The sequence below is a fragment of the Novosphingobium mathurense genome, from assembly GCF_900168325.1.
GTDB lineage: Bacteria > Pseudomonadota > Alphaproteobacteria > Sphingomonadales > Sphingomonadaceae > Novosphingobium > Novosphingobium mathurense.
This window is the reverse complement of sequence record NZ_FVZE01000008.1, coordinates 1-15999: the sequence shown is the minus strand read 5'-3', so window position 1 is coordinate 15999 and position 15999 is coordinate 1. Positions and strand designations below refer to the sequence as shown.

Annotated in this window: 16 protein-coding genes; 2 read left to right on the top strand and 14 right to left on the bottom strand. The window is 64.1% G+C overall.

Annotation, left to right across the window (positions count from 1 at the left end; translation table 11 throughout):
* Nucleotides 1-66: 66 nt before the first annotated feature.
* The 11 genes from B5483_RS18590 to B5483_RS18540 form a co-directional block, all read right to left on the bottom strand.
* Nucleotides 67-882: a ParA family protein gene (locus B5483_RS18590; RefSeq protein WP_231634776.1), complete on the bottom strand. Its 816-nt coding sequence runs from the start codon at nucleotides 880-882 to the stop codon at nucleotides 67-69.
* A gap of 46 nt (nucleotides 883-928) precedes the next feature.
* Nucleotides 929-1273 (bottom strand): DNA-directed RNA polymerase subunit omega, encoded by a 345-nt coding sequence (gene rpoZ, locus B5483_RS18585; RefSeq protein WP_079731510.1) that lies wholly within the window; start codon nucleotides 1271-1273, stop codon nucleotides 929-931.
* Between the two features lie 105 nt (nucleotides 1274-1378).
* Entirely contained in the window at nucleotides 1379-2449 is a 1071-nt protein-coding gene (locus B5483_RS18580; protein ID WP_054947767.1) for a phosphotransferase, read from the bottom strand.
* Entirely contained in the window at nucleotides 2446-3657 is a 1212-nt protein-coding gene (locus B5483_RS18575) for an acyl-CoA dehydrogenase family protein (RefSeq protein WP_054947766.1), read from the bottom strand. The genes B5483_RS18580 and B5483_RS18575 overlap by 4 nt, the downstream gene beginning before the upstream one ends.
* Nucleotides 3657-4202 (bottom strand): VOC family protein, encoded by a 546-nt coding sequence (locus B5483_RS18570; RefSeq protein ID WP_054947765.1) that lies wholly within the window; start codon nucleotides 4200-4202, stop codon nucleotides 3657-3659. Before B5483_RS18570 ends, B5483_RS18575 begins: the two co-directional genes overlap by 1 nt.
* 11 nt (nucleotides 4203-4213) lie before the next feature.
* A complete protein-coding gene (locus tag B5483_RS18565; protein WP_079731509.1) occupies nucleotides 4214-5656 on the bottom strand; it encodes a 2-oxo acid dehydrogenase subunit E2 in 1443 nt (480 codons plus the stop codon).
* Between the two features lie 13 nt (nucleotides 5657-5669).
* The gene (locus tag B5483_RS18560; RefSeq protein ID WP_013832652.1) at nucleotides 5670-6683 is read right to left on the bottom strand and encodes an alpha-ketoacid dehydrogenase subunit beta; all 1014 of its coding nucleotides are present in this window, start codon (nucleotides 6681-6683) and stop codon (nucleotides 5670-5672) included.
* A gap of 17 nt (nucleotides 6684-6700) precedes the next feature.
* Entirely contained in the window at nucleotides 6701-7690 is a 990-nt protein-coding gene (locus B5483_RS18555; RefSeq protein WP_013832651.1) for a thiamine pyrophosphate-dependent dehydrogenase E1 component subunit alpha, read from the bottom strand.
* Nucleotides 7691-7739: 49 nt separating this feature from the next.
* A complete protein-coding gene (locus B5483_RS18550) occupies nucleotides 7740-8948 on the bottom strand; it encodes an acyl-CoA dehydrogenase family protein (protein ID WP_054947763.1) in 1209 nt (402 codons plus the stop codon).
* The gene (locus B5483_RS18545; protein ID WP_079731508.1) at nucleotides 8949-10109 is read right to left on the bottom strand and encodes a thiolase family protein; all 1161 of its coding nucleotides are present in this window, start codon (nucleotides 10107-10109) and stop codon (nucleotides 8949-8951) included.
* Complete coding sequence (locus tag B5483_RS18540; RefSeq protein ID WP_054947761.1) at nucleotides 10106-10501, bottom strand: Zn-ribbon domain-containing OB-fold protein; 396 nt, start codon at nucleotides 10499-10501, stop codon at nucleotides 10106-10108. Before B5483_RS18540 ends, B5483_RS18545 begins: the two co-directional genes overlap by 4 nt.
* A gap of 133 nt (nucleotides 10502-10634) precedes the next feature.
* On the opposite strand from B5483_RS18540, the gene B5483_RS18535 reads away from it, so the two are divergent.
* Nucleotides 10635-12257: a GMC family oxidoreductase gene (locus B5483_RS18535; protein WP_079731507.1), complete on the top strand. Its 1623-nt coding sequence runs from the start codon at nucleotides 10635-10637 to the stop codon at nucleotides 12255-12257.
* A 25-nt stretch (nucleotides 12258-12282) separates the two neighbouring features.
* Here the strand turns inward: B5483_RS18535 and B5483_RS18530 are convergent, their stop codons facing one another.
* Nucleotides 12283-13056, bottom strand: coding sequence for a helix-turn-helix transcriptional regulator (locus tag B5483_RS18530; protein WP_054947759.1), 774 nt, complete (start codon nucleotides 13054-13056; stop codon nucleotides 12283-12285).
* A gap of 151 nt (nucleotides 13057-13207) precedes the next feature.
* Here B5483_RS18530 and B5483_RS18525 point away from each other — a divergent pair, with 151 nt between their 5' ends.
* On the top strand, nucleotides 13208-14317 hold the full coding sequence (locus tag B5483_RS18525) for an acyl-CoA dehydrogenase family protein (protein WP_176168109.1): 1110 nt from the start codon (nucleotides 13208-13210) through the stop codon (nucleotides 14315-14317).
* An 87-nt stretch (nucleotides 14318-14404) separates the two neighbouring features.
* On the opposite strand, the gene B5483_RS18520 is transcribed toward B5483_RS18525, so the two are convergent.
* Complete coding sequence (locus B5483_RS18520) at nucleotides 14405-15199, bottom strand: ThuA domain-containing protein (RefSeq protein ID WP_054947757.1); 795 nt, start codon at nucleotides 15197-15199, stop codon at nucleotides 14405-14407.
* The coding region (locus B5483_RS18515; RefSeq protein ID WP_281251254.1) for an RHO alpha subunit C-terminal catalytic domain-containing protein at nucleotides 15196-15999 on the bottom strand (804 nt) is incomplete at its 5' end. The genes B5483_RS18515 and B5483_RS18520, both read right to left, overlap by 4 nt.

The window sequence follows — 15999 nt, the reverse complement described above, 5'->3', positions numbered from 1 at the left end:
GGGGGCGGCGCGCAGAGATGCTCACCGCCCCTTTTGCTTGGCCTGCGTGCCTTGGAGACCTGCCGCCTATTTGCGGCGTTCGGCCAGCTTGCGCTCGATCGCATTCCACAGCAGCGCAAACTGCCTGGCGGCGGGACTCTGGGGGGCGAAAGCGCCCAGCGGCTGCCGGCGAACCGCGCCCTGCTCGACCACACTGGCATAGGGAATGGCCGGCCAGTTGGGATGCTCCTCCAGCACCTGCCGATGAAGGTTGCGCCGAAGATCGAGCATCGAGAGTACCGGCAGGATCGGTGGATGCCTGCGGGTGTTGCCCGCGATCTCCTGGACCACGAGATCGAAGGCCCGCGAGGACAACGGTGAAGGCGGCAGCGGCACGATGACAAGATCTGCGGCCCGCACCACTTGCGCGCTCACCTCGTTCATCACCGGAGGGCAATCGAGGAAGATCCGATCGTAGTCAGCCGCAAGCTGCGCCGTCAGCTTGGCGAGGCGCTTGCGCTTGCCGATCTGGATCAGCTTGGTATCGAGCGCGCGCAGGCTTTCGTCCGCCGGCAGGATATCGATACCGTCGATGGCGGTATGCTGGATCAGCCGCTCGGGCGATTCTTCCTTGGAGAATACGTCTTCGGCGTGGCGCGATCCCTTGGGCTCAAGATCGAAGAGGAAGGCCGAGCCCCCTGCTGCATCGAGATCCCACAGCAACGTGCGATGCCCGGACAGGGTTGCCGCGCACCACGCAAGATTGGCGGCGAAGGTGGTCTTACCTACGCCGCCCTTGACACTGTAAATTGCGATAGTCGCACCGGAAGGCTCCGCCTTCCCGGATGATCTGGCACTGGTGCTGCCGGCGATGCGGGGCAGTGTACGTTTTTTTCCACTCACCCCGCAGAGACTTGCCGGTCAACCGTTGCCAGTCAACCTTTGTCGATCAACCGTCGTAATCGCCGCCGATCGAGGTGTTGCGGGTCGGCGCCGAAGCGGTGATCCGCAGGGCCTCGGCCGACTGGCTGAGCGAGCCGACTTCATCCATCTCGTCATCGTCTTCGGGCAGGACGCGCTGCATCGAGGTGATGAGCGTTTCCTTGAGCTCGGCAGGACGAACCGTCTGCTCTGCGATTTCGCGCAGGGCGACGACCGGATTCTTGTCACGGTCGCGGTCGACGGTCAGCTCCGCACCACCCGAGATCTCACGCGCACGCTGTGCGGCAAGCAGGACGAGATCGAAGCGGTTGGGAATCTTGTCGACGCAATCTTCGACAGTAACGCGCGCCATGGGCACTCCGTAAGAATCTACTGGATCGGAAAGGGCGGCGAATAGGCAGATGGCCCGCGAAAGTCAAGAAAACCCGAAGTAAGGCGCAATTGCGCCCCTCCCCCGTCAGCCCAGTTCCCCGCGGGTCGCCTGCCGCGCCAGTCGCGCCAGTTCGGGAAATGCCTCTGCCCGGTCCTTCGCCTGCGCGTTGGACGCGGTCCCGCGGATCACCCGTCCCTTGATGCCGTGGAAGATCGCGGCGAGACGGAAGAAGTTGAAGGCCATGCAGTAGCGATACCCCGGCATGTCCTTGCGCCCGGTGCGCCGGCAATAGGCCGCGACGTAGTCTTTCTCGCCGGGAATGCCCAGGGCGGCGATGTCGGCACCGGCAAGCCCGGCCACGATATGCGGCGGCATGTGGTACATCATCGCATGATAGGCGAAGTCGGCCAGCGGATGGCCCAGTGTCGACAGTTCCCAGTCCAGCACGGCCAGAACCCGTGGCTCGGTTGGATGGAAGATCATGTTGTCGATGCGAAAGTCGCCGTGGATCACGCTCGATGCGCCGTCGTCCTCGGGCATGTTCGCCTCGAGCCAGTCGATCACCGCGTCCATGTTCTCGTCGCGGCCGGCGGCCTCGTCCTCGCGGTACTGCTTCGACCAGCGACCGACCTGGCGGGCGAAGTAGTTGCCCGGCTTGCCATAATCGCCAAGGCCGATTGCCTCAGGGTCGAAGGAATGCAGTTGCGCGATGGTTGCGTTCATCGCATCGTAGAGCGCCGCGCGCTCCTCGTTGGAGACGCCCGGCACGGTCGCATCCCAGAAGATCCGCCCTTCGACCATCTCCATGACGTAGAACCATGTCCCGATGACATCGTCATCGGTGCACAGGCCATAGACCCTGGCGACCGGGAAGCCCGCGCCGTGCAGCGCCGACAGCACCTTGGCCTCGCGCTCCACCGCATGGGCGCCCTTGAGCAGCTTGCCCGGCGGCTTGCGCCGCAGGACGTAACTGCGCGACGGCGTCACCAGCTTGTAGGTCGGGTTCGACTGCCCGCCCTTGAACTGTTCGACCGTCAGAGGACCTTCGAAGCCCTCCACATTGGCCTCCAGCCACTTGGTCAGCGAGGCTTCGTCGAAGGCATAGCCTTCGCGAACCGCGGTCGTTCCGGTGTTGGCTTCGACGACGTCGGTCATGCGCCTGCCGCTTCCTTCGCTGCCTCCTGGGCCTTGCGCCAATCGCGCTTGATCTTCTTCGCCAGCGACCACTTGTGGACCTCGGTTGGGCCATCATAAATGCGGAAAGCGCGCACCTCGCGGAAGACCTGCTCGACGATGGTGCGTTCGGTCACGCCGGTTCCGCCCATCACCTGAATGCAATTGTCGGCGATCTTCATCAGGGCCTCGGACACGGAGACCTTGGCCATCGAGCTTTCCACCGTCCCCAGCGAGCCGGTGTCCAACACGCTGGCGCACCAGTCGATCATCAGTTCGCACTGCTGGATGAGGATCTTGTTCTCGGCCAGCATGAAGCCCACGCCTTCGTGGTCGATCAGCGTCTTGCTGAACGCCTCGCGGCGGCAGGCATAGTCGGTCGCGATTTCATGCGCCCGGATGCAGCAGCCAAGCCAGCGCATGCAGTGCGACAGGCGGGCCGGCGACAGGCGGATCTGGGCATACTTGAAGCCTTCGCCCGGCAGGCCGAGCATCTGGTCGGCCGGGATGCGCATGTCCTTGATCGTCAGCGTCGCGTGGCCGCCTGGCATCGAGGTGTCGATCGTGTTGGGTACTTCGTCGATCACGATCGCCGGATCGGGAAGATCGACGAGGAACATGCAGGCGCCGCCCTTGGTATCCTCTTCCGCCGAGGCGGCCATGACGATGCCGACCTTCGCGCCCTGCGCACCGGTGATGAAGGTCTTGCGGCCATTGACGATCCAGTGATTGCCATCCTTGCGGCAGGTCGTCTTCATCATCGAGGGATCGGAGCCCGCACCGCCCCATTCAGCCGGTTCGGTCATGAAGAAGGCCGATCTGCCCGATCCGTCGACGAGAGGCTTGAGGAAGCGTTCCTTCAGCTCGGGCGAACCGACGTGGCCGATCAGGTACATGTTGCCCTCGTCCGGGGCCATCGTGTTGCACGCCAGCGGGCCGAGCGGCGAAAGGCCGGACTTGATCAGAACGACGGCCGTCTCGCGCTGGGTCAGGTGCGAGCCGTCTGCCTTGATGTGGGGCGTCAGCACCCCGGCCGCCCGCGCCTTCTCGCGCATTTCCATCACGAGTTCGTCGGTCGGAGCGCCATGGTGGTCGCGGCGCGCGTCCTTCTCGTAAGGAACGATGACATCGCGCACGAAGGCTTCCACCTTGGCAGCCATGTCGAGGGCATATCGGGAAATTTCGGTCATTACTGCAGCACCCTGATCGGATCGGAGCCGTCCCAGTCCCGGGCGGCATCCTTCATCATCTGGAACAGGCCTTCCGTACCCGAAAGGGGCTGAAGGTATTCGATAATATAGCCCGGCCCCTTTCCGGGGTCGACGTAGATCACTTCACCGTCCTCGCCGACCTTGCCTTCGACGATGACCTGTGCCCCCGCCTCGGCGCAGGCCCTGCGCGCCTCCTGGATATCGTCGACGAAGACGCAGACGTGGTGAAGGCGATCGCGAACGGCGTACTCCCCCGCGTAGAGCGAAGGCGCATCGCTGTCCGTCTTGATCAGTTCGATCTGGATATCGCCCCAGTATCCGATCGCCATCGTGAAAACGGCATCGGTAGGTTCACCCTTGTACTTCATCTCGCCCAGACGGACATCGTTGAGCACGAAAAACGGCCCGACACCGACGGTCTCGATCCAGTATTTCATCGCCTCGTCCCAATCGGTCGGGAAATAGGCAAGCTGGATAACGTCACCCAGCTTCTTGAGCGGCCCCGGCGTAACCGAACTGGTCATGGTCTTTCCTTTCAGGCGACGATGCCTTCCGGCTCTTCGATGAGGCTCTTGAGCGTCTGCAGGAACTGCGCCCCCGCCGCGCCGTCGATGGCCCGATGGTCGACCGAGAGCGTGAAGGAAATGCGGGTCTCGAATGCGACGCCACCCGTCTCGGTCTCGACCGGTTGGCGCGAAGCGGCGCCGACGGCCAGGATCGCACCCTGCGGCGGATTTATGATGGCATCGAAATTCTCGATCCCGAACATGCCCAGATTGGAGACGGAGAAAGTGCCCCCTTCCATGTCCTCCATGCCCAGCCGACCCGCCTGCGCCTTGTCGATCAGACGGCGGGTTTCAGCCGCGAGCTGGTCGATGCGCATGAGGTTCGCCTGACGCACGACCGGAGTGACGAGGCCCTTGGGGCTCGCCACTGCCATCGAGACGTCGGCATGCGGGAAGCGATAGATCTCGGTGCCGTGGACCTGGACGTTGACGTCCGGATGCCGGGCCAGCGCCATGGCCGAAGCCTTGACGATCCAGTCGTTGACCGAAGCCTTGCACCCCAGCAGGAGGTTGGCCGTCTTGCGCATCTCGATGAGCCTGTCTGCACGGGCCGACATGCGCAGGTAGAAATGCGGGATCTCCTGCTTGGCGGCGGTGAGCCGCTGGGCGACCACCTTGCGGATGCGATCGAAGGGCACGACTTCGGGGCGGTTCTCACCGGCCACGAACTCGGGCGTTCCCACCGCCGCACCGGTGGAGGGCTTGGGCACCAGCGCCAGCACGTCGGCCTTGGAGATGCGTCCGCGGGCACCCGAGCCGGTCACGCCCGAAAGCGAGATGCCGTTGAGCGCAGCGATCCGGCGCGCAAGCGGCGAGGCGAAGACCTTGAGGTCGTCCTCCTGAACCGCCACCGGCCCCTTGAGCATGGGCGTAGCCGTCCCGCGCAGCGCCTTGACGACGTCCTGATGGGTGATGCGTCCGCCCCGGCCCGAACCTTCGATCACGGCAATGTCGACGCCTTCTTCCTCCGCAAGGCGCAAAGCCTCGGGGCTGATAGGGCGATTGGTGTCGATCTTGATCCGCTTCTTTTCCGGTTCTGCCGCCACAGGCGCGACTTTCGCCGGTTCGCTTGCAGCGGACTTGGCCTTCGACGCTCCTTCGGCGATGCCGCCCTCGGCCGGCTTGAAGCCGGCGATGAAGGCTTCGATGTCGGCATCGGAATTGCTGCCGTCGTCGAAGACGGCCAGCAGCGCACCGACAGGCTCCGCCTCGCCGCCGCCCTGAACGATGATGCGGCGCACGGTGGCGTCATATTCGGCATCGACCTCGTTGGTGATCTTGGCGGTTTCGATCAGGCACAGCGTCTGGCCGCGCTTGAAGCTGTCGCCTTCCTTCACCATCCACTCGGCGATGGTTCCTTCGGTCATTTCGATGCCCCACTTGGGCATCGTGAAGGCGCGAATTCTACTCATGGGTGCGCCCTCCTCAGCGATATTCCAGGGTCTTACGCACAGCGGCCGCGACCTTTGCAGGGCTCGGCAGGTAAGCGCTCTCCAGTTCGCGAGCGAACGGAACGGGCGTGTGCGGCGGGGTAACCATTTCGATCGGAGCCTTCAGGCTGGCGAACGCCTTCTGCGCAACAAGCGCGGAAATGTCGGTCGCCAGCGAGCATCGCGGCGGCGCTTCGTCGACGATGACGAGACGGCCGGTCACTTCGACGGAATCGAGGATCGCTTCCTCGTCGAGCGGCGAGGTCGTGCGCAGGTCGACGACATCGCAGCCGATGCCGTCCTGGGCCAGATCGTCGGCCGCCGTCTCGGCATAGCCCACCATCATGCCCGAAGCGACAATCGTCACGTCCTCACCGGCACGGGCAAGGCGCGCGTGGCCGAAGGGCACGACGTAGTCCGGATCGTCCGGCACTTCGCCGGACAGGCCGTACAGGAACTTGTGCTCGAGGAAGACGACCGGGTCGTCATCGCGGATCGCCTGGCGCAGCAGGCCGCAGGCATCGGCCGGGGTGGCCGGCATGACCACCTTGATGCCCGGCATGTTGGTAACGAACTGGCTGATCATCTGGCTGTGCTGGGCCGCAGCGTTGTAGCCCGCGCCGCACGGCATGCGGATCACCGCCGGGCAAACCGACTTGCCGCCGAACATGTAGCGGAACTTGGCGATCTGGTTCCAGAGCTGGTCCATGCAAACGCCGATGAAGTCGGCGAACATGATTTCCGCCACCGGGCGCTTGCCGGCAAGCGCAAGACCGCCCGCAGCGCCCATGATCGCGCTTTCCGAAATCGGTGTGTCGATCACACGGTCAGGGCCAAAGGCGTCGTAAAGACCGGTCGAGGTCGACCAGATGCCGCCGATGGCCTCGGGCCCCCCGGCCGTTCCCATGCCGCCCACGACGTCTTCGCCAAGGACGACGACGCGCTCGTCACGCTGCATTTCCTGGAAGATCGTGTTGCGAATGGCGTCGCGATACATCATTTTTGCCATGGTTTCGCTCCCGCCGTTCAGTAGCTGATGTAGACGTTGTCGAGGACGTTTTCGGGCTTGGGCCGCGCCGCATTGCGCGAGGCCTGGACCGCGTTCTCGATGGCTTCGAGCGCCTCGGCATCGAGTTTGTCGATGTCCTCGTCGGTGAGCAGCTTGGCGCCGGTCACGCTGGCGCGGAACTTCTTGAGGCAGTCGCGCGTCTCGCGCAGGCGATCGAGTTCGCCCTCACCGCGATAACGCTGCGGATCGCCTTCGAAGTGGCCGAAGAAGCGCTCGGTATCGAACTCGACCGCGGCCGGGCCGTTGCCGGGCGTACGCACGTAGTCGAGAACTTCACGCATGGTGTCGTGGACCGAGAAGAAATCGGTGCCGTCACCGCGCCAGACCTTCATGCCGAAGGCTTCGGCGCGACTGGCGATGTCGTTGTTCGTGCCCACCGCATAGTCGACACCGGTGTGCTCGGAATAGTGGTTGTTCTCGAAGACGAAGATCGCCGGAGCCTTGGTGACGACAGCCAGGTTCATCGCCTCGAACGTGGTGCCCTGGTTGCAGGCGCCGTCACCCGAGAAGGTGATGGCGACGGCCAGCTTGCCGTCCTCGTCCGGCCCGTCGATCTTGTTGGAAAGCGCCGCGCCCACCGCGATCGGCGCACCGCCGCCGACGATGCCGTTTGCGCCGAGCATACCCTTGTCTATGTCGGCAATGTGCATCGAACCGCCCTTGCCGTTGCAAAGGCCTTCCTGGCTGCCCCAGATTTCCTTCATCATCCCGTCGACGTCGCAACCCTTGGCAAGGCAGTGGCCATGGCCGCGGTGGGTCGAAACGATCTTGTCAGCGGCAGTCAGATGCTCGCAAACGCCCACGGCAACGGCTTCCTGACCGCAATAGAGGTGCGTGAAACCGGCGATCTCACCGGTCTGGATCTCCTCATGGAGACGTTCCTCGAATTCGCGGATCAGCTTCATTTGCCGATAGGCGTGGGTCAACGCCTCGCGGTTCAGCTGCATGTGGGCTTCCTCTCTTGGTTCGAATCGCGGTGTTCGGCCCCGTGATCTTTCACAGGCCCAGCACCGATTTGGCGATGATGGTGCTTTGAACTTCGTTGGTGCCGCCGAAGATCGTCCAGGCGCGGCTGTTGAGATAGCGCGGCGAGGCGAGCTGGGCTTCCTTCGAGTGAAGCGCGATCGGGGCCTCGTTGCCGTAGAGCGGCCGCGCCATGTCGAGCTGCAGACCCGCCGGGCCGTAGAGGTCGACCGCCAGCAGGTCGATTTCCTGCCGCAGGTTCGAGGCAAGCATCTTGGTCAGCGAAGTCTGCGGACCGGGCTTCTTGCCCTTGGCGATTTCCGAGATGATCTTCAGCTCGATCATCTCCAGCGCCTCGACGCCGAGGCGCGCCTGGGCAAGGCGGCGGCGCCAGTCGACCTGGTCAAACAGCTTGCCGCCGCGACCGTCGCTTTCCTCGCGCGAAGCCCGTTCGATCTGGTCGAGATCGTAACCGAGCTTGGGCGCATGGCACGATCCGCCGCGCTCGTTCTCGAGCAGGAATTTGGCGATCGTCCAGCCCTGCCCTTCCTCGCCGACAAGGTTCCTTGCCGGGACGACAACATCCTCGAGGAAGACCTGGTTGACTTCATGATCCCCGGCAACCGTAAGGATGGGGCGCACGGAGACGCCGGGCGTATCGAGATCGATGAGCAGGAAGGAGATGCCCGCCTGCTTCTTCACTTCGGTATTCGTGCGCACCAGCGTGAACATGCGGTTCGCGTGGTGGGCATGGGTCGTCCAGATCTTCGATCCGTTGACGATGTAGCTGTCGCCGTCGCGCACCGCGCGGGTCTTGAGGCTGGCCAGGTCGGACCCCGAACCGGGCTCGGAGAAGCCCTGGCACCAGTAATCCTCGCCCGAAAGGACGCGCGGAAGGTAATAGGCCTTCTGTTCCTCGTTACCGAAAGTCCAGACCACCGGAGCCAGCAGCTTGAGGCCGAGCACGGTGAGATTGGGCGCACCTGCGAGAGCGCATTCCTTCTCGAAGAGATAGCGCTGCAGCGGCGTCCAACCAGTGCCGCCATGTTCCTTGGGCCACTGGTAGCCCAGCCAACCCTGCTTGTGCAGGATCGCGTTCCAGGCCTGCCCGATCTCCGGTTCCACGAAGACCGATGGCGTTCCCGCCGCCCCGTCCTTTACAACGTCAGGCAGGTTATCGCGCAGAAATGCGCGGACCTCGTCGCGGAATGCAGCATCTTCGGGCGAAAGTTCGATATCCATTTAACGTTCCAGAATTGTCACGGCCGAAACACCGGGCGCACCGTAGACGTGGCTGTAGGCCGTCTTGGGATTGCCCGGGACCTGCCGCCCTCCGCCGTCGCCACGCAGTTGGACGACGTTCTCATAAACCTGACGAAGCCCCGAGGCGCCGATCGGCTCACCGCAGGCAAGGCAGCCGCCATCGGTATTGACCGGCAGCCTGCCGCCGATCTCGGTAAGGCCTTCGGCGAGCCACTTTTCCTGCTCGCCGTCGGCGCAAAAGCCGTTCTCGGCCATGTGCATGATCTCGGCGCCAGCCTCGGTATCCTGGAGCTGCGCCACGGAAATGTCCTGCGGGCCGATCCCGGCCAGCCTGAAGGCATCCGCCGATGCGATTCGCGAAGCGGTGCCGCGCGGCACGCTGTCGTTCCCGACCACGTCGAGCGAAGGTGCGAAGACCTCGAACGAGTGTGCCGGACGCGTGCGCATGGTCGCTGCCTTGAGGCGAACCAACGGCTTGCCCAGTTCGCGCGCTTTCTTCTCGCTCGCGAGCAGCAGCGCCACGCCCCCTTCGGCGGGCGAGCAGAACATGTACTTGGTGTAGGGATCGCTCACGAGCGGCGCTTCGAGGATTTCTGCGAGCGACACCGGCTGGCGACGCCATGCATGCGGTGCGTTGACGGCATTGCGAAACGCCTTCTCGGCCACCCGGCCCAGCGTTTCCTGCGAAATGCCGAACATGTGCATATAGCGCATGATCTTCGCCGCAAAGAACTGCGTGGTAACCATCTGCCCGACTTCGCCGTACCAGTCCGGCAGGTTGTACTCGCTGGGCAAGGCGTTGAAGGCGCCGCGCGGGTGCTTGTCGAAACCGACGGCAAGGCCAAGGTCGAACTCACCCGACTTGATCGCCATCTGCGCCGAGAACAGCGCCGAACCACCGGCCGCGCAACCGTTGCGCACATTGATGAACTGGACCCCGGTCAGGCCGAGGCGATCGACCATGGTGTCGGGATTGCCGGCGGCATCCGAGCTACCGTAAGCGAACTGGACCTGCGGCCAGTCGACACCGGCATCGGCCAATGCCTGCCGAACGGCGTAGACGCCCTGGTCGACGCCCGAAACGCCGTCGGTACGGCCGAACTTGTGAATGCCGATGCCGACGATGCAAACGTCGCTCATGCTGCCCCTCCTGCTGGTGCAAAGGCCGGGATCATGACCGGTTCGGCCGCACCGGGATCGAGCGGCGTCGGCGCCAGCCGCAGCGGCATGCCGATCGTCACGTCGTCGAAATCGACATCGACCAGCCGCGCCTCGACGATCGTCTCACCCGGCAGCTCGACATAGGCGACGATCCAGGGGCTGAACGCCTCGGGACCGGCATAGGGCGGCGTCTTGGGACGAAAGCGCTGCACCGTATAGGACCACAGGGTTCCGTCCCGGCTCAGGGGCACAGGCTCGTAGCCCTCGCTTTCGGGGCACGGAAAGACGATGCGTCCCGTCGCAAGGTCGCGTCCCCCCACCAGCCGTGGAGAAGTCTCGTCCGTGAAAAGGCCTTCGGCAATAGCGCGCATCGTACTCCCACCCCGGTATATGAGTCCGGTCATGATGTTGGTTTAAGCCTTCGCGACGCGGCTTTCCGACTCACCAAAACGCTAGGGTAGTCATTACGCTAGTTCGTGCATCCCTAGATGCAGGGAGACGGACATGACCGAAACTTGGGACTACATCATCGTCGGCGCAGGCTCTGCGGGTTGCGTCATGGCCGAGCGCCTGAGTGCCGACGGGCGTTCGCGCGTGCTCGTGCTGGAAGCCGGCGGCGAGAACGACAGCTTCTGGGTTACCCTGCCCAAGGGCGTCGCAAAGCTGGTGCAGAAAAGCGAGCACATGTGGGCCTACCCCGTGGCCCAGCCGCGCGAGGAAGGCGGACCCGGCGGCGAAGTCTGGATTCGCGGCAAGGGCCTTGGCGGTTCATCCTCGATCAACGGAATGATCTGGAGCCGCGGCGAGCCGGCCGACTACGACGCCTGGGAAAGCGAAGCCGGAGCGACCGGGTGGAACGGCCGGTCGATGACCGAAGCGTTCCTCGAACTCGAAGACCATGCTGCCGGGCCATCGGCCACGCGCGGCTCGGGCGGCCTCGTCCATGTCGATCCCGCCTGTTATTCCTACCCGCTCGCCGACCGCATGATCGAGGCGGGCGAGGCAATGGGCCTCAGGCACGTCGACGATCTCAATGGCACTACCGGTCCACGCGTGGGGCTGTTCAGCCACAACATCCGCAAGGGCAAGCGCGAGTCCGCTGCACGCACTTACCTTGCCGTCGCAAGGAAGCGCCCGAACGTCACGGTGATGACCGGCGCCGTGGCCGACCGGATCGTCTTCGATGGCACCCGAGCCGTCGCCGTGGAGGCAACGGTCAAGGGACAGCCGCGCCGGTTCGAATGCGCCGGTGAGATCGTCGTCTCCTGCGGCGCGATGGAAAGCCCGCTCCTGCTGCAGCGCTCCGGCGTCGGCGATGCCGACCGGCTGGCGGCCGCCGGCATCCCGGTCGTCGCCCATTCGCCCGATGTCGGCGAACGAATGATCGAGCACCTCTCGATCTCGATTCCCCATCGCCTCGAAAAAGGACGCGGCACCAACAAGAGCTTCTTCGGCATCGGCGCAGCGCTGGCGATGCTGCGCTATCTCGTCCGGCACGACGGCATCCTCGCCACCGGGCCCTTCGAAGTGGGGGCGTTCCTCAATGTCGCGCATCCCGATGGACGGACCGATGCCCAGTTCTATCTGGGCGGCTACACGTTCAAGATCGGCGATGACAACGATCCGGTCCCGCTCGACAAGATCGACCCCAAGCCGGGCGTCACGATCTACGGCCAGCTCCTGCGCCTCACCAGCGAAAGCTCGGTGCGCGCCACCGGTCCGTCTCCCTCGGACGCGCCGGAGATCCTGCACAATTTCCTTTCCACCGAGCATGACCGCAAGTCCGCCATAGCGCTGGTGAGAGCCATGCGCCGGTTCATCGCCTCGCCGCCGTTGGGTGACATGGTGGGGCCCGAGCTGATCCCGGGCCCTCAGGTGGAAAGCGACGAGGACCTGCTGACCGCTTTCCGGCGACTGTCCACCTGCGGGCTGCACGCGATCCGCTCATGCCGCATGGGCGGGGATCCGCAGGCGGTCGTCGATCCGCGCCTGCGCGTGAACGGCGTTCAGGGGCTGCGCGTCGCGGATTGCTCCGTGATCCCCTGGCATGTCACCGGCAATACCAATGCCCCTGCGATGGCCCTGGGCCTGCGCGGGGCAAAGCTCATGCTGGAGGACAGGGGCTGATGCCCCTGTCCCCATGGCTGCACGGTCAGGTCTGAAGCGAGATGTAGCCGAGCTGGGCCGCCTTGAAGACAGTCTGGCTGCGGTTCACGGCGTTGAGCTTGGTCGCGGCATTGTGGATGTGAAAGCGCACGGTGGCGCGGCTGCGCGACATGATCATGCTGATCTCGAGGTCGGTCTTGCCGATCGCGGCCCAGCGCAGGCATTCGACTTCGCGCTTGGAAAGCCGCGATTCCGGCGGCAGCGCCTGGACCGAACCCATGATCTGGACGTAAGTGGAGATGAACGTGCGCGCGTAGAGCCCCAATGCATCCGAGTAGAGCCTGAACTCTTCGGACAGGTCGATCTTGCTCTTGTCCAGCGGGTTGAAGCTGACAGCACCGATCTGGCCGAAAGGCAGATGCACGGGAACGCAGATCGCGGACTCGGTCAGGGCGCGCTGCTCGAAGTTGGCGATGTTGATCGAATCCAGATAGGCATTTGGCTCGAAGGTCCGGAAACCCTCGGCATTCGCCCAGAACGGCTGACTTTCGAACCGGCACGCGGACGTCAGCGGAGAATCCAGCGCAATGCGGGAATTGCGCCACCAGACCCTTTCGTCGTCGCTCCAGCCGAAAACTTCCGTCGCGAGAATATTGCCTTCCGCATCCACCGGGGTCCGCTTGTCCGCGATATCGTGCGCGGGAGCAGCTCGAAACCCGCACTCCATGGCAATGCGATGCAATGCCTCGGCTGCGGGTCTGATGCTTTCCGGAGCCGTGACCCGGACGGCATCGATATTTTCCTGTGACAACAAATTCATGAATTCCTCTCTCGCGAGCCCGTCATACCCCGCCGTTCCCGCCGGCACAATCGCCCGAAGGCCGAATTTCCGCGCCCAAGGCCTAACCTTTTGCGCAGCGGAGGACCACCCGTCGATGGTGGTAAAGCCGAATTACAGACGGGAGTGGAAAGTGAATTTCGAACTGAACGAAGACGAAGAAATGCTGAAGGCGCTGACCGAGCGTTTCGTCGTCGACCATTACGACCATGACAGCCGCCGCGCCTTTCTGGGCGAACCCAATGGTTTCTCGCGCAAAAACTGGGAACTTCTGGGCGAACTCGGCCTGATCGCCGCACCTTTTCCCGAAGAACTGGGCGGCCTCGGCCTCGACGGCACAGGCATTGCCACAGTCTTCGAAGCGCTGGGTCGCGGCCTCGTTGTCGAGCCCCTGGCGGAGAACGTGGTGCTGGCCGGACGCCTATTCGCGCTCACCGCGCCAGAGGATCTCAAGGCCGAATGGATCGAGGATCTTCTGACCGGCGCGCGCCGCCTCGCCCTCGCCCATGCCGAAGCGGGCACGCGTGATGGCCTGACCTGGGTCGAGACCAGCGCCAGGGCCGATGGCGACAACTACCGCCTCACCGGATCGAAGCCCTATTGCATCGCCGGTGGCGGCGCGGACGGCTTTATCGTCTCCGCACGCGTAGCAGGCGCTCCCGGAGACATAGACGGCGCCGAACTGTTCTTCGTTCCTGCCGACGCAGCAGGTCTCAAGAAACGGGACTGGCCGCTTGCCGACGGCAGCGTGGCGGCCGACATCACGCTCGATGACGCGGCTGCAACCAGGCTTGAAGGCGGGCTCGATGCCCTGGCCGAAGCCGAGCAGGTGGCCGCGCTCGCCCGCAGCGCCGAAGCGCTCGGCATCATGGCGCGCATTTTCGAGGAAACGATCGAATACCTGCGCACCCGCGACCAGTTCGGCGTACCGCTCGGCTCATTCCAGGCCATCCAGCACCGCATGGTCGCGCAATATGCCGCGATCGAGCGCAGCCGGGCCCTGCTCAACCTGGCTCTCGTATCGTGGGGCACCGAAGATTTCGCGCGGAACGTTCAGGGCGCCCGCGCCTTCATCGCCGATGCCTCGGTGACGCTGGGACACGAAATGATCCAGTTCCACGGCGGCATGGGTGTAACCGACGAACTCGCGGTAGGCGGCGGGCACAAACGCCTGCTGGTTCTCTCGCGCTGGCCGGAGCCGGCCCAGTCCGCGCTCGACCGCTTCGCGGGACTGGTGCACTGATCCCATCTATTCCTGCCAACTCAAAAAGGGGCGGACCGGTCTTCCCGATCCGCCCCTTTCCTTTTGCGGGAAGGCCCGTGGAGGATGTCAGGCCTTCTCGCGATCCTTGATCCAGGCAATGCCGCGGCGCAGCAGGTCGTAGAACACCGGCAGTTCCCAGGCGCAGCGATCCACCGTCGGCCACCAGTCGAGCATCGGCTGCAGGTCGTAATGCCCGCGGCAGTGGCCCAGGGTATTGTAGAGAACCGCGCCCTTGCCATGGCGCTTGATATACATGACCGGATGGACGCCCGGCGCATCGGCCGCCTCGACGAAGCCGGTACCCTCCTCGGAGCATTCGGTTTCCAGCAGCACGTGCAGTTCGCCGTGCTTTTCGAGGTGGTAAAGCTCGTCCGTCGTCTCGAACGGTTCGATGCCTTCGACCAGCGGGTGCGAAGGATCGGCAACCGTTACCTTGTAGGGGGCGATCGGCGGATGGGAGACGAACTGGCTACCCAGCATGTCCATCATCAGAGGTGCCCAGCGCGGCGCATCCCACAGTCCGTTTTCCAGCAGGCGCAGCACCGAATTGGTACCGTGCAGCGCGTACCAGCGACCGCCGGCGGCCAGCCAGTCGCGCAGGACTTCCTGCGCTGCCAGCGAAGGCGTGACGTCGCAGGTGTACGTGATGATGATGTCGGCCTTGCGGATCGCATCGAGGTTTTCATAATCCTCGAACACGCGGGTACGCACGCTCTGGTCCTCGGCCAGCAGCTTGAGCAGTTCGAGCCGGGCGAAGTCCATGTCGTGCCAGACGCCGCCGCAGATGAAGACGCAGTCTATCCGGGGCGGATGCTGGTCGACATGCGCGCCTTGCCCGCCATACGCGCCTTCGCCGCTCATGCCGCATTCTCCTTGCTGCCACCCAGTTCGCCGCTGATGTACTTCATCATCGTGTCCTGGAACTGGCGAATGCGGATTTCCTGGTAATTGCCCAGCTGGACTTCGCCGTTCTTGGTGGCGTGAAGGCCGTCCTGAACGAAGGGCAGGTTGTCCATATCCTGCTCGAACACGTCGCCAAGGATGCCCAGCTCCGGCGCTTCGGTCCATTTCTGGTCGAGCGTTAGGAACTTCAGCGGCGCGCCATGCGGCATCGGCTGGCCCTTGGGAATGCGCGAGAGGATGCGCACTTCCATGATGCAGGTGTCGGGCGTCTTGCCGGGTCGCCAATTGTAGACGATATTCGGCATGTAACCGCCCCAGGGCGCGAAGTTCGGGAAGACGTTGTAGACCAGCGCATCGAGTAGCTCGGCGTCGGTCGCATCGTTATGGTCGTAGCCGGTCTGCTCGGTATAGGCCTTGCGCATCGCCGCACCCAGCGCCGCGCGCGCCGTCATCCCTTCCGGCACCGTGATCGCCATCGGGTTTTCGGCGGCGCCTTCCTCGTAGTTGTCGGCCGAGCGTCCGTTGTACTTGATGAACTGGTCGACGATCCACTGCTCGCCCTTACCTTCCTTGATGTGCGGGCTCATCACGCCGAAGGGGGTAAGGTTGACATTCACATTGTCGCCCCAGGTCCAGTAGGCGGCATTGGAATCGCCGGTGAAGGGCAGCAGCTGCGGGTGGGTGACGATGGTGTGCCAGGCCTCCATGAAGGCTTCCATCACGACCTTCCAGTTTGCCGGCACTTCCTTGGCCACGCG